This is a genomic window from Nodosilinea sp. AN01ver1 (genome assembly GCF_050565655.1).
In the GTDB taxonomy this organism is placed as follows: domain Bacteria; phylum Cyanobacteriota; class Cyanobacteriia; order Phormidesmidales; family Phormidesmidaceae; genus Nodosilinea.
This window is the reverse complement of the sequence record NZ_JBNXVS010000011.1, coordinates 101008-113605: the sequence shown is the minus strand read 5'-3', so window position 1 is coordinate 113605 and position 12598 is coordinate 101008. Positions and strand designations below refer to the sequence as shown.

General features: G+C 58.7%; 13 protein-coding genes. 4 read left to right on the top strand and 9 right to left on the bottom strand.

The annotated features are described in order from the left end of the window. Positions 1 to 3 precede the first annotated feature (3 nt). Genes ACQ4N7_RS11495 through ACQ4N7_RS11485 form a run of 3 tightly spaced genes read left to right on the top strand, consistent with a single transcriptional unit; the run spans position 4 to position 3298 of the window. On the top strand, positions 4 to 1179 hold the full coding sequence (locus tag ACQ4N7_RS11495; RefSeq protein ID WP_430711742.1) for a glycosyltransferase family 4 protein: 1176 nt from the start codon (positions 4 to 6) through the stop codon (positions 1177 to 1179). 32 nt (positions 1180 to 1211) lie between these two features. After that, complete coding sequence (locus ACQ4N7_RS11490; RefSeq protein ID WP_430711741.1) at positions 1212 to 2183, top strand: GDP-mannose 4,6-dehydratase; 972 nt, start codon at positions 1212 to 1214, stop codon at positions 2181 to 2183. A gap of 41 nt (positions 2184 to 2224) precedes the next feature. Then, positions 2225 to 3298: a glycosyltransferase family 4 protein gene (locus ACQ4N7_RS11485; RefSeq protein WP_430711740.1), complete on the top strand. Its 1074-nt coding sequence runs from the start codon at positions 2225 to 2227 to the stop codon at positions 3296 to 3298. 221 nt (positions 3299 to 3519) lie between these two features. Here the strand turns inward: ACQ4N7_RS11485 and ACQ4N7_RS11480 are convergent, their stop codons facing one another. The 6 genes from ACQ4N7_RS11480 to ACQ4N7_RS11455 form a co-directional block, all read right to left on the bottom strand. After that, on the bottom strand, positions 3520 to 3828 hold the full coding sequence (locus tag ACQ4N7_RS11480) for a hypothetical protein (RefSeq protein ID WP_430711739.1): 309 nt from the start codon (positions 3826 to 3828) through the stop codon (positions 3520 to 3522). Positions 3829 to 3918: 90 nt separating this feature from the next. After that, positions 3919 to 4047, bottom strand: a complete 129-nt coding sequence (locus ACQ4N7_RS11475) for a hypothetical protein (protein ID WP_430711738.1) — start codon at positions 4045 to 4047, stop codon at positions 3919 to 3921. 78 nt (positions 4048 to 4125) lie between these two features. Then, positions 4126 to 6642 (bottom strand): DUF4912 domain-containing protein, encoded by a 2517-nt coding sequence (locus tag ACQ4N7_RS11470; protein ID WP_430711737.1) that lies wholly within the window; start codon positions 6640 to 6642, stop codon positions 4126 to 4128. Between the two features lie 338 nt (positions 6643 to 6980). Further along, the gene (ypfJ, locus tag ACQ4N7_RS11465; protein ID WP_430711736.1) at positions 6981 to 7832 is read right to left on the bottom strand and encodes a KPN_02809 family neutral zinc metallopeptidase; all 852 of its coding nucleotides are present in this window, start codon (positions 7830 to 7832) and stop codon (positions 6981 to 6983) included. A 365-nt stretch (positions 7833 to 8197) separates the two neighbouring features. Then, a complete protein-coding gene (rimM, locus tag ACQ4N7_RS11460; protein ID WP_430711735.1) occupies positions 8198 to 8767 on the bottom strand; it encodes a ribosome maturation factor RimM in 570 nt (189 codons plus the stop codon). Next, positions 8767 to 10068 (bottom strand): valine--pyruvate transaminase, encoded by a 1302-nt coding sequence (locus ACQ4N7_RS11455; RefSeq protein WP_430711734.1) that lies wholly within the window; start codon positions 10066 to 10068, stop codon positions 8767 to 8769. The genes rimM and ACQ4N7_RS11455 overlap by 1 nt, the downstream gene beginning before the upstream one ends. 229 nt (positions 10069 to 10297) lie before the next feature. On the opposite strand from ACQ4N7_RS11455, the gene ACQ4N7_RS11450 reads away from it, so the two are divergent. Next, a complete protein-coding gene (locus tag ACQ4N7_RS11450) occupies positions 10298 to 11071 on the top strand; it encodes a ZIP family metal transporter (RefSeq protein WP_430711733.1) in 774 nt (257 codons plus the stop codon). A gap of 47 nt (positions 11072 to 11118) precedes the next feature. Here the strand turns inward: ACQ4N7_RS11450 and ACQ4N7_RS11445 are convergent, their stop codons facing one another. The 3 genes from ACQ4N7_RS11445 to ACQ4N7_RS11435 form a co-directional block, all read right to left on the bottom strand. Further along, complete coding sequence (locus tag ACQ4N7_RS11445) at positions 11119 to 11877, bottom strand: transposase (RefSeq protein WP_430711732.1); 759 nt, start codon at positions 11875 to 11877, stop codon at positions 11119 to 11121. Positions 11878 to 12024: 147 nt separating this feature from the next. Then, positions 12025 to 12270: a hypothetical protein gene (locus tag ACQ4N7_RS11440; RefSeq protein ID WP_430711731.1), complete on the bottom strand. Its 246-nt coding sequence runs from the start codon at positions 12268 to 12270 to the stop codon at positions 12025 to 12027. Continuing rightward, entirely contained in the window at positions 12267 to 12497 is a 231-nt protein-coding gene (locus ACQ4N7_RS11435) for a DUF433 domain-containing protein (RefSeq protein ID WP_430711730.1), read from the bottom strand. Before ACQ4N7_RS11435 ends, ACQ4N7_RS11440 begins: the two co-directional genes overlap by 4 nt. Between the last annotated feature and the right edge of the window lie 101 nt (positions 12498 to 12598).

Genomic DNA, 12598 nt, shown 5'->3' with positions numbered 1-12598 from the left:
ATCATGATGAAGGTTGTCGTAGAAGCTACGCCGGTTTTACCTAAGCCCAGCGGTGTTGGCCTTTACATCCTCAATTTATTGGCCGCGCTGCAACCATTGCAAGAGCCAGAAGGCTTTGAATTGCGTATTGCTTATCAACCCAGCCTGCAAAACTGGCTGCGGGGTAATTTAGCAGTGCCTAAGGCTTTAAACCGCTATGACAACACTGCCATCCTCCCATTCCCTGTTAGGCTACTGAATGTCTTGGCCCAACTCCCGGGTCAGCCGCTCATATCACGACTGGAGCACCGGTTTGGTAAGCCCGACATTTACCATGGCACTAACTATGCGGTCTACCCCTGTCAGTATAGTCAGCGGGTGATGAATATCTATGATCTATCTTTTATTCGCTATCCGGACTATGTAACCGCGGTGGTGCGTAGCTACACTCAGCGGGTAAAGCAATGTCTGATCTGGGCTGATTTAGTGCTCACCATCTCGGAAAGCTCTAAACAAGATATTGTAAAGTATTTGGAAGTACCGCCAGAGCGCATCTGGGTTACCCCTCTAGCCAGTCGTTATGCTTTCGATGCCCTGTCGAGTAGTCCGGTGATACCAGAGCAAATTAATTTAGAAGAGGTTACCAAGCCAGCTATCGGCAACCGTCCCTTCATCCTATTCGTTAGTACCCTGGAACCTCGCAAAAACGTAGTCCAGCTGATTCAGGCATTTAATTTGCTCAAAAGTAGGTATCGGGTGGATCACCAATTGGTGTTGGTGGGCCAAAAAGGGTGGCAGTTTGAGCCGATCTTTGAGGCGATCGCGGCCTCGCCTTGGCAGCATCACATTCGCCATCTCAACTATCTTTCTGATGCTGAAGTGGCTTACTGCTATCAAAATGCCGATGTGTTTGCCTACCCATCTCTTTATGAAGGGTTTGGCCTGCCGGTACTAGAGGCCATGACCCTGGGCTGCCCGGTGGTTACAGCCAATACGTCGTCTCTGCCCGAGGTAGCTGGCGATGCGGCCCTGCTGGTAGACCCGAACAATGTAGAAGAACTGGCTGAGGCGCTAGGGCGGGTGATTAGCGATCGCGCCCTGCGGCAAGCCATGATTGAGCGGGGATACCAGCAGGCGGCTCAATTTTCTTGGACTCGGACGGCTAAATCGACTTTGGCGGCCTATCGTTCATTACTATAGGAAAGCTGATTCCTTTGATCTAACGAGCAACAATGGCTAAAAAAGCGTTGATTACGGGCCTGACTGGCCAAGATGGATCATATCTTGCCGAGTTATTGTTGTCGCAGGGATACGAAGTCTTTGGCATGGTCAGGCGCTCTAGCTCCAGCAGTTTTGAGCGCATCAGCCATTTTTCGAACCAAATTGAAGTTATTTCTGGTGATTTGCTCGATCAGTTCTCGCTGATGGATGCCATTGACCAGACGCAGCCGGATGAGATCTATAACCTGGCCTCTCAGAGCTACGTGCCCCTGTCCTGGACACAGCCTGCTCTGACGGCTGAGTACACCGCTCTGGGGGTGTCTCGGCTACTGGAGGCGATTCGGCGCTGTAAGCCCAGCACTCGCTTTTACCAGGCATCGAGCAGTGAGGTGTTTGGTCAACCCGATGAGTCTCCCCAAACGGAGCGAACGGCCTTCAGGCCCCGGAACCCCTATGGGGTGGCCAAGGCCTATGCCCACTGGATGACGATCAACTACCGGCAAAAATACGATCTGTACGCCTGCTGCGGCATTACTTATACCCACGAGTCGCCGCGGCGGGGGGCTGAGTTTGTCTTTCGTAAAATTACCCGGGGGGCGGTGCAGATTAAGCTGGGTTTGGCGACTGAGCTGCGGCTGGGCAATCTAGACGCCCGGCGAGACTGGTGCCATGCCCAGGACGTGGTAACAGCCATGTGGCTGATGCTGCAGCAGGAGAGCCCCGACGACTACATTATTGCCAGTGGCGAAACCCATTCAGTGCGTGAGCTGGTCGATTGTGCGTTTAGCTACCTGGGCCTGGACTACCAAAAGTATGTCAGCGTCGATCCGGCGTTTTATCGCCCGGATGAGGATGTGCAGCTAGTTGGGTCGATTGACAAAATTAAAGCTCAGCTGAGTTGGCAGCCTCAGTACTCGTTTCAGCAGCTAGTAGAATCGATGGTTGATTACGATCTCAAAACGCTGACGCAGCAAAAGGGGTAGGCCGATCGCAGGCATGGGGCACATCACTAAACGGCGACTGAATGACTGAGGCGGCGCTGCTGATCAATCTGGCGTTTGTACCCACTAAACCGACGGGGCTAGGGGTGTACGCGCTCAACCTGATTCAGCATCTTTCTACCAAAGACAGCTGTATTCTCAGCGATCGCGCGATCGCCGAATATCACCATTGGCCCTCTCCCCAGGGAGCTACAACCGATGCCGGCAAGCAAGGTCATGCCCGGCGGCTGTGGTGGACCCAGTTTCAGGTGCCTCAAATTTACCGGCAGCTGAGGTCGAAACTGTTTTTTTCTCCTGTCCCTGAGGCCCCGCTGTGGTCAGGGTGCCGCACGGTAGTCACGGTGCACGATTTAATTCCGCTGCACTTTCCGCAGCCGCGATCGCCGCTCACGCTGTACTCCCGGTATTACCTGCCCCAGGTCATTCGGCAGGCACAGCATATTATTTGCGATTCTGAGTCGACCCTGAGGGATATCTACCGCTTTTTTGGTCCGCCACCTGGGGCGACAACGGTGATTCCGCTGGCTTACGACGACGGCCACTACACGTTTCTAGATTTGCCCCGGCAGCCGTATTTTCTCTATGTCGGCAGCCACTACACCTACAAGAATCTGGGGCGACTGATCGAGGCCTTTGCTCAGACCAAACTACCTGACGTTAAGCTTCTAATTGCCGGAGTGCCTGACCCTCGCTACACGCCATTTTTACAGGCTCAGGTGAGGGAATGGGAACTCGACAATCGCGTTCAGTTTTTGTCCTACGTGCCCTATCGCGAACTGCCTCGGCTGATCAACCAGGCGATCGCGCTGGTGTTTCCCAGCCTGTGGGAGGGGTTTGGTCTGCCGGTACTGGAGGCCATGGCCTGCGGTACGCCGGTGATTACCTCAAAGGTCTCGTCGCTGCCTGAGGTGGCTGGGGATGCGGCTCTGCTGATTGATCCCTACAACGTTGAGGAACTGGCTGAGGCTATGAGAGCCGTAGCCCGCGACAGCGGCCTTTGGGCTCGACTACATGGGGCTGGGCTGGCGCGAGCAAGCGCCTTTAGCTGGCAGAAAACCGGACAGCAGACAAGCGCCATTTTGCAGCAGTATTTATGAGGTATAACCATCGCTATACGTTGTTAACCGGCCTCATACCCAGTCAGAATCGTTACTGCTCCGATGTTTACAGCCCCGATGTCATATGGGTGGCTGGCGTGAGGGCAAGCGATCTTTGCCCAGCCCAACCGGGGTTAGTTCAGGCCAATTCAGCATCAGTCACAGAAAAGCGCCGCCTAGAGGCAGCGCTTAGGAGAGGTTGTAACCGGCCTGGAGCCAGCCTACTGGGGCGGGTTTAGAAAGCGACCGGCAAATTTCATCACGGTGCCCAGGTCGGTAGTGCTGGGTGATCCGGAGTTGAGAAAGGTGTCTAGCAGCGGGTTGCCACCGCTAACCGCACCGGGTTTGGTAGCACCCATGCCGAGCAACCCCAGGGCCACGGGCAGCAGCCTGGGCAGCATGGTTTGAATCATGCCCGCGTTTAAACCGCTCTTTTGGGCGACGGCCTGAATCATTTGCTGCTGAAGCTGGGGCGAAATGGCCGCAGTCAGGGCGGCCACACCCCCGGCTCCGGTAAGCTGATCGAGCATGCCGTCGAGCTGACCAGCCCCAGCGGTGGCAGCCTGCTGCTGGAGGGCGGGCTGCAGCGCTCCACCCAGAGCGTTGAGCAGCGAGCCGACCTAATCGCTATTGAGGCCCTGGCTACCGGCCAGATCTTGAACCGAGGTGAGTACGGAGCTGAGCTGGTCAATGCTGCCCTGCTGGTTGGGGTTGTTGATCGAGCTGAGCACGTCGAAGAAGAGAGACATGGCGTTTCCTTTCAGGTAATGCAATAGTGGCAAACAGGCTAAAAGCAGAGCTGAGGGCTGGGGTGATGGGGCAAGCCCCTAGGCGGGTACGCGCACGTGGAGCGATCGCACCAGCTGTAGCCACTGGCCGCTGTCGGTGAGGTAGCCCAGTTCGGCCACGTAGTCGCGATCGGGGGTGGGGATGGGCACGTGGCGATCGGTATCGTTGGCCTGCAGAATGTACTCCTGAGTGGCGTGGGCGGCCTGGTCGTCAAGCTCCAGGTTGGTGGCATCGTGAATGCGCAGAGCCAGCACGCGGCCCCCGTCCTGCTGCAGAGCCTCCCTGTGGGCCGGGGCGACCTCCCAGTAGGCATAGGCGGCAGCGGCAGAGCGCGGCACCAAAATAATCTTGCTCTCGACTCCCCTATCGGTGCGTCGTCCGACCCCAGCGGCGGGGCTCGATTCAAAAGCGGCGATTGGGGCCGCAGCCGGGTCGGCGGTGCGATTCCACAGGGTGGCTGCTCCCAACGCAGCAGCGGCTCCGGCGGCAGCGCCCGCGATCGCCGTTTCAGGCGCTGGGGATGGAGCCGGCGGGGCAACCGGGCCTCCGTTGAGTAACCCAGTGGCCCCGCCCAGGGGAGCTTCGAGGGCGGTACCTGCGGCGGCAGGGCAGGCGGGTACCCGCACCGCCTCAGACTTGGCCAAGGTGTGCCACTGGTAGTTGCCGTCGACGTAGCCCACTTCGACCACGTAGTCGCGATCGTCGATGGCGATGGGTAGGTGCAGGTCGCCAGGGGTTTCGAGGGGAGCGTTGAATTCCTGCAGGCTGTTGAGGCCGTGACCGTTGCCCGGCAGGGCGGTGACGTCATAAAGGCGGGCCTTGAGCGCGCGCGAGCCTGTTTTAAGGTCGTCTATGGTGCTCTGGGGCAGCTCCCAGTAGGCGTAGGCATGTTTGCAGTCGCGGGGGGTAAGAATAACCCGTGTTGGGGTCGTGGCCTGAGCTGGACGGGCCATCGCAGCGGCACCTACCGCCGCCGCTCCCAGTCCCGCAGCAGCGGCGGCGGCAGTTCCAATCCCTGGTGCGGCTGGGGTAACGGTACTGGGGCAGACGGGCACGCGTACAGGGGTCGATCGCGCCAGGGCGTGCCAGGTGCCATCGGTGCCCAGGTAGCCCAGTTCGACTAAGTAGTCGCGGTTGTCAACATCGACGGGCAGGTGCAGGTCGCCCACGGCCACCGTGTCGCAGTCGAATGGGTAAGTGCGGTGGGGGGCCTGGCGATCGACATCGGCAATGTCGGTAACGTCGTGGAGCTTCAGCGCCAGTGAGCAGTTTTGCTGCCGCAGGGCCTCGACCTCGGCCTCGGGCAGTTCCCAGTAGGCGTAGGCATCGCGACAGCTGCGGGGGGTGAGAATGATGCGGCGATCGGTGGCAGCAGCCACAGGTGCGGCGGCCAGGGGACCAGCCGTCAGGAGAGTAGCCGGAGCCCGATCTTTGAGCAGCCACCAGAGCAGTCCACCTAGCAGGGGCAGGGCCAAGAGCCAGGGCCACCAGGGCAACCCACGAGCTGGATCCACAGCCACCGAATCGGTGGGTCCAAGGCTAGTTTCTGGGGCGACTTCTGAAGGAGTTTCTGGAGATACCTCAGCTGTTGGGACCGCAGCATCGGCCTCAGCGGCGGGAGCGGTTTCGGATTCAGGGGTGGCGATCGCCGCGGCCCGAGCTGCCTCTATGAGAGCTTCATTGTCGGGGTTGACGGCAAAGCCCAAAAAGGCCAGCGCTGCCGGAGTCGCCGTCTCGGCGTTGTAGACGTAGGAGAGCGGCTGCGAGAAGGGGTAGCGCGAGTCGTCGGGCAGGGTGTCGTGCATGGGCACGATTTTGACCGCCGGGTTGTTGAGAGCCTGTTCAGCCACGACGTAGCTAATGCCGTTTTCGTCGAGGGTGGCGGCAATCTCCTCGGTACTCGGTTCGCTCAGCGTGATGGCACTGGGGGCCGCCTCAAAGGCAGCCGCTTCAAACACCGGATAGGTGCGAAAGGCCTGGCGGGTGTCGCTGGTTTCGGGGTGATCGACCAGCACGATGGGAGCATCCTGGCCGCCAACCTCTGACCAGTTGGTAATTTCGCCGCGAAAGATCTGGGCAAACTGATCGATGGTCAAACTGCCCGCGAAGGGATTGCTGGGGCTGATCACAATGGCGATTTTTTGGCGCGATACAGGCACCTCGCGCAGCCCGGCGCTGGTCTCAGCCTCGGTGAGGGGGCGGCCCACGGCGGCCAGGTCGGTGCCGCCATCGCTCAACGACTGCAGGGCCTGATCGGCGCTTTCGTAGGCCACCTCTACCTCAGCGTCGCCGTAGAGGCTGGAAAAGCGCGATCGCAGCGCCTCGTTGACCAGCCGCATGGCCTCTGAGCTGTCGATGGTGAGCTGACTACCGGGCTCCAGGGACGTAGGGATTTCAACGCCCTCTAAAGGACTGGCGGTTTGAGCCCAGAGAACAGCATCTCGCTCGAACACAAGGCTGGTAGCTACCAGCAGAGGAGCTGTAGCCAGCCAAAGCAGGGCATGTCTCTGGGGTGTAGTAGCGCGGGGAACATGAGCGCCGTGGCGTTCAAACATAAGCAGGCACCAGGAAATCAATACGTAACAGGAGGCCGCAAAAAACAGTCACAAAACCTTGGTCACAAGGCCCTATCGCGAACCTGTGCAGAACAGTTTAAATTTGAATTAAACCAAACTAGCGATTTTTTAAACCACCACGACCGTTCCATAACCGTGCTGCTATGCCAAAAAACTGGCTAGAACAGCACACATTTTCTACCGCTGAACCGTTGGTCGATAACAGGTATTGAGCCTAAACTTATGGCTCAAGCCGGAGGGAGAAAACAGCTATTTTGGATGCTTAAAGCCTAGATCACAAACATAAGAAATTCATAAAAGCTGGTCCTGCTGAGCCTTTAAATCTGCGCTGCATCAAAGGTATTGCACTGATTAATATCGCCCGATTCAATACCGCGATAAAACCACTCGGCTCGCTGCTGCGACGAGCCATGGGTAAACGAGTCGGGGGTAACGTAACCCTGAGACTCCAGTTGCAGGCGATCGTCGCCAATTTGACTGGCGGCATTGAGGGCTTCTTCAATGTCGCCCTCCTCTAAAATTTGGCGCGCAGCCTGAGCATTGTGCGCCCAGACCCCGGCAAAACAATCGGCCTGCAGTTCTAGCCGCACCGACAGCTCGTTGGCCTGGGTGCTGCTGACTCGCTGCTGGGCGCGCCGCACCTCGTTAGATACCCCCAGCAGGTTTTGCACGTGGTGGCCAACCTCGTGGGCAATGACGTAGGCCTGGGCAAAGTCGCCCGGCGCGCCGAGCTGTGTCGATAGATCTCGAAAAAAGCTGGTGTCGAGGTAAATTTTTTGGTCGGCAGGGCAGTAAAACGGTCCCATAGCCGACTGCCCCAGCCCGCAGGCCGACTGAGTGGCTCCGGAGTACAGCACCAGGCTGGGTTCCGGGTAGTCGGCACCAAACTCAGAGCGGAAGATGGTGCTCCAGGTGTCCTCGGTCTCGCCCAGCACCGCCGAGACAAACTCCGCCGAGCGATCGGCCTCGGCCGGGGAAACCTGAGGCGCATTGTCGTAGGGGCTATTGCCCGAGCCCTGCTCGAATACCACCGAGGGATCGCCGCCCAGTAAAGCCACTACCAGCGCCAGCAGCAGCGATCCAATTCCTCCCGTCGCGGCCATACCGGGCACTCCCGCACCTCGGCGGTCTTCAATGTTTATACTGCGCCGACTTGACTGCCATTTCATGGGATTGACCTCGTTTTGCCCTACCCAGGCGGTGATGCTTTAGGTTACTCGATTACAAACGCTGATTTATAGATAATAAGTAGCGATCGCCCGACTGGCGATGGCAATTGTCGGCCTGATTAGCACGCTAAACAGCATAAATAAACCCCGGCCCTCCTGGGAAAGCCGGGGTGAAATGGTCGTTCCATTTATGGTCGTTGGCCTAACAATAGGACTTAAAGATAAGAAAGCCATAAGATTAGGGCGCGTCATCAATTCTGGCTGGAAACCGTGACCATCAAGCGGTGCCACGCCCGACCCAAACGACAGGCTAGGGGCTGTACCCGTTGATGCTTATGCCTTCAAAGGTTAATTGATGGCAGCCCCTAAGGCTCCAAAAGCCCCGCTGGAGGATCAATTTCGAGATAGCCCTCGGCCAAATTTACCACCGGCACAATGGCCGTGACAAAGGGCACTAGCACAGTCCGGGGCTTGGTCTGGGACGAATTTTCTACATTCGAAGCATAGTAAGTAACTTCGATGAGGTCATTGCCAGCGGCAAATACCTCGCTCACCGTGCCAATGTCTTGACCCGTCGCCTGAACAATGACCCGCAGCCCCACCAGGTCGGCCACATAAAACTCGTCGTCGTCAAGGCTGGGGCGATCGCCTGCCGCCACCAGCAGCACCGCATCACGCAGGGCTTCCGCCATCTCGCGACTGTCAACGCCAGCCAGCTGCACCACGTAGAGCCCTTTGCCGTCGATATAGCGCCCTCGCACCAGCTTGACCGGCTCGGGGGTGAGGCTGCGGGGGCGCTTCAGCCAGCGATCGCCCGGTTCGAGAAACCGCTCAGGAAAATCGCTGCTGGGGTACACCCGCACCTCGCCCTTGACCCCCTGGGGGGCGACAATGCGGCCAATTTCAACCCACTCGTCGGTGGTCGCAGCCGCCATCACGCCGGTACCGCCACGGCGTTAGTTTGATAGATCTCGGCTACCAGAGCGCCCAGGCGGGTGGCGGCCTCAGCCAGGTCTTCGCGGCTGGCGGTCAAACTCAGGCGCAGACACTGACGGGTGTGGGGCCAGGGCTCTCCCTGCTCTGGGCGCAGGCCGGGGAAGAAGGGGTTGCCGGGCACCACAATCACGCCCCGCTGCTTCAGTCGGTTGTACAGCTCCTGATCGGTGATGGGCAGCTGATCAAACCACAGCCAGGCAAAGATCGCCCCCTCACCCCGGTGCAGGTACCAGGGCAAATCGGCGGGCATGGCGCGATCCAGGGCGGCTTCAAGCACCGCAAACTTGTCCTGGTAGTAGGGGCGAATTACCTGCTCCGACAGGCGGGCCAGCTCGCCGGAGGCAATGGCTCGGGCGGCGATCGCCTGGCCGTAGCGCGACGAGTGAATGCAGAAGTTGGTCTGAAAACACTCCAGCACCCCAATCATGGCCGGATCGCCGATCGCCACCCCCAGCCGCTCGCCCGGCAGCCCCGCTTTTGAAAGGCTCATGCAGTGCAAAATGTTATCGCCAAACACCGGCTCCATGGGGGTGAAGTTGAGCGCTGGGTAGGGCGGCGCGTAGGCCGAGTCCACCAGCACCGGCACGTTGTGAACGGCGGCGAGGCTGGCAATGTGCTCGACATCCTCAGTCGTCAGCACATTGCCCGAGGGGTTGCAGGGCCGCGAAAACAGCACGAACCCGGTGTCGGCGGTAATCTCCAGCTGGCTGAAGTCGGGCCGATAGCGAAATCGATGGGCCGCCGCGTCAGCCTCAATGGTCGGGCGGTAGGCCCGCACCGCCTCCGGCACCAGCGAAATGCCGCCGTAGCCAGTGTAGTCGGGGCTGAGGGGCAGCACGATGTCTTTCATGCGCCCGGTAGCGTGGTAGCCACCAAAGGCATTGGCCGCCAAAAAATACAGCGCCTGACTGCCGGGGGTAATTAGAATATGGCGATCGCTCAGATCCAGCCCGTAGCGCTGGTTAAAGTCGTCTTTAATGGCCGTAATCAGCGGCTCGTAGCCCTGGCTGGTGCCGTAGCGGCACACCACATTGCCGTACTCATCGCTGGCCAGCAGTTCCTGGGTGCAGTCGCGCCAGAGCTGCTCAATTTCGGGCAAAATCACCGGATTGCCCGCACTCAAGTTAATAAACGCCTGCCCCTGCCCCGCCTGCAAGGTTGCAATAATGTCTTTCATAATGGCGCGTACGCCCGTTAGATGAGACATTTGCTCGCCGAATTGGGTCAGTTCAGGAGTCATGGCAAGGAAGGAGTGAGGGGTGGATGGGGAGCCCTACGGGCGGGGTGGATGGGTGCCAGCTTGAACCACGACGCTACGGCCTCTACATAGGTATGGCCACGGCCAGGATCACGACACTATGGTCAACCTAGTATAGTAGCCTCGCCAGGCTACTCACCATCCACCTCTCCTCATCCACCCTCCCACCCGCCTACTCATCCACCCACCTACCCATCCACCCTCTTCCCCCATGAACCCCTTAGCCGCTGGATTTATCGCGAGTCTCTTCGCTGGCCTGAGTACGAGCATTGGTGCGCTGCCGGTGCTGCTGCCCTTCGACCCATCAGAGCGCACCCAGGGCGTTTTGCTAGGCATTGGCGGCGGCATGATGCTGGCGGCCACCTCGTTCTCGCTGATCTTGCCCGGCACCGATGCGGCGATCGCCCTGGGCTACTCTGGCCCGATCGCTGCGATGGTGATGGTCACGGGCGTTTTGCTGGGCGGCGCGTTTTTGTGGGGGGCCCACAACCTGTTTCCCCACGAGCACTTTTTTAAGGGGCCGGAGGGACCAGAGGCCCAAAATATGAAGCGGATCTGGCTGTTTGTGATCGCGATCGCCCTGCACAATTTCCCGGAAGGCTTGGCGGTCGGGGTCGGCTTTGGCGGCGGTGAGCAGGCCGGGGCGGTGGCCCTGGCGGTGGGCATTGGGCTACAGAATATTCCCGAAGGGCTGGTAGTGGCGATCGCCCTGCGCAATATCGGCTATTCCCCTCGCTATGCCTTTGCGATCGCCTCCCTCACCGGCCTGATCGAGCCTATCGGTGGACTGTTTGGCGCTGCCGTAGTCACCCTCGCCCAGACCGCCCTACCCTGGGCCATGGGCTTTGCTGCCGGGGCGATGCTGTTTGTGATCGTCGATGAAATTATTCCCGACATCGATCAAAAATCCTTTGGCCAGCGCGGCACCGTCGGCCTGATGGGTGGCTTTGTCACCATGATGTTTTTAGATATTGCCCTGGGCTAGGCGATCGCTCCGGCCAGGTTGCCGCATTTTGCGCTTTGGCTGCGTCTTTAGTAGGTTTTGTCGGATGAAACTTTGGTGGACTTTAATGAATCTTGGTCCCAGGCGGCTGGGTTGTTTTGAATATAGTGCTGAATGCGCTCTAGGGATGCCTCGCTGCGGATGATGTGCTCGTAGTAGTTCCGCTGCCAAACCGGGGTGCCAGGAGCGTTTCGATAGAGATTGATGCGCTTTGTGGCCGCCGCCTTAAAGCCCGCTACGAAAGACGATATAGATTGAGCGCGCCGTTGGAGCGGCGGTTGGGGCGCACTGCTGTGCGCCCGTACGGGGATATCGCCTATAGCCGAAAGATTGCCCTGGAGGATTTCGGTGGGTAGCGGGGTCGGTTGGGGCGCACTGCTGTGCGCCCGTACGGGGATATCGCCTATAGCCGAAAGATTGCCCTGGAGGATTTCGGTAGGTAGCGGGGGCGGTTGGGGCGCACTGCTGTGCGCCCGTACGGGGATATCGCCTTCCACCAGATCGATCGCTTGATTGGATGGGCGAACGATTACTACGCCGTGAAGGTGGTTGGGCATGATCACCCATTCTCCCAGAGCAAAATTTGGACGTAGCTCTGGGGTCTTTAGCCACTCTTCGGCGACGATTTGGCCCAACATATTGAGCTGCATTGTGCCTTCTACAACCGTGCCAAACAGGTGCTGGCGCTGATGGCAGCACAGGGTAATGAAGTAGAGCCCCTCTGAGGCATAGTCGTAGCCGGTGAGGCGAATGGAGCGACGATGATGCTTGTTAGGGTCGTAGGGCATGGCGGCAGGGCACGCTGAGGATAGTTCAGAGTGCCCTGGTGGGTGTAGAAGGCTGCGGGGCCAGCGACACTAAATCTACACCGAGACCTCGTGATACTCGCCAGGGTGAATAGACTCAACTAGAGCCTGTATGCGATCGCAATGGGGTTAGATTCGAGGCCACGATGTAGACAACAAAACCACGATGGCAATTTGCCGCTCCGCCAGGTTTTGCTGGTAGCGCAGGTTGCGATCGGTCGTGATTAAAAGTTCATAACCCTCTTGCTCTGCGTTTTTTAGTAGGTCGCCATTGGTTAGCGCTGACCAACCTTTCTCATAGGCGGTATCGATGGTGTGCCCTGGCAGATAGCGACGGAGAGGAACTGGTGTGCCTTGGTCGAACAGGATTTTCATTGACTAGCTGACTGATTTAAAACCATCAGCTCATAATCGAGCAGGGCTTCTACCTGGGCACGGGTGACGCCGGGGAACCATTCCAGAAACTGATCGAGGGAGGCACCATCTTTGAGGTTTTCAAAGAGGGCAGCGACAGGAGCGCGAGTACCGCGAAACACCCACGCACCGCTAACTTTATCTGGGCTGCGTTCTAGGATGTGGCTGAGGTAAGTTGGCGTATCCATTCGGATTACCGTTTTTTCTCATTATAGGTGGGGGTGCGGTGCAGCTTGTTGTGGGGTGCAGCGCCGCTGTGCAACAGGGGTTAGCTCGGTGGTAAAAGACT

Excerpts from the sequence above, each read along its gene's own strand:
- ACQ4N7_RS11495 (WP_430711742.1), top strand. The coding sequence starts at position 4 with ATGATGAAGGTTGTCGTAGAAGCTACGCCGGTTTTACCTAAGCCCAGC.
- ACQ4N7_RS11490 (WP_430711741.1), top strand. The coding sequence starts at position 1,212 with ATGGCTAAAAAAGCGTTGATTACGGGCCTGACTGGCCAAGATGGATCA.
- ACQ4N7_RS11485 (WP_430711740.1), top strand. The coding sequence starts at position 2,225 with ATGACTGAGGCGGCGCTGCTGATCAATCTGGCGTTTGTACCCACTAAA.
- ACQ4N7_RS11480 (WP_430711739.1), bottom strand. The coding sequence starts at position 3,828 with ATGCTCGATCAGCTTACCGGAGCCGGGGGTGTGGCCGCCCTGACTGCG.
- ACQ4N7_RS11475 (WP_430711738.1), bottom strand. The coding sequence starts at position 4,047 with ATGTCTCTCTTCTTCGACGTGCTCAGCTCGATCAACAACCCCAACCAG.
- ACQ4N7_RS11470 (WP_430711737.1), bottom strand. The coding sequence starts at position 6,642 with ATGTTTGAACGCCACGGCGCTCATGTTCCCCGCGCTACTACACCCCAG.
- ypfJ (WP_430711736.1), bottom strand. The coding sequence starts at position 7,832 with ATGAAATGGCAGTCAAGTCGGCGCAGTATAAACATTGAAGACCGCCGA.
- rimM (WP_430711735.1), bottom strand. The coding sequence starts at position 8,767 with ATGGCGGCTGCGACCACCGACGAGTGGGTTGAAATTGGCCGCATTGTC.
- ACQ4N7_RS11455 (WP_430711734.1), bottom strand. The coding sequence starts at position 10,068 with ATGACTCCTGAACTGACCCAATTCGGCGAGCAAATGTCTCATCTAACG.
- ACQ4N7_RS11450 (WP_430711733.1), top strand. The coding sequence starts at position 10,298 with ATGAACCCCTTAGCCGCTGGATTTATCGCGAGTCTCTTCGCTGGCCTG.
- ACQ4N7_RS11445 (WP_430711732.1), bottom strand. The coding sequence starts at position 11,877 with ATGCCCTACGACCCTAACAAGCATCATCGTCGCTCCATTCGCCTCACC.
- ACQ4N7_RS11440 (WP_430711731.1), bottom strand. The coding sequence starts at position 12,270 with ATGAAAATCCTGTTCGACCAAGGCACACCAGTTCCTCTCCGTCGCTAT.
- ACQ4N7_RS11435 (WP_430711730.1), bottom strand. The coding sequence starts at position 12,497 with ATGGATACGCCAACTTACCTCAGCCACATCCTAGAACGCAGCCCAGAT.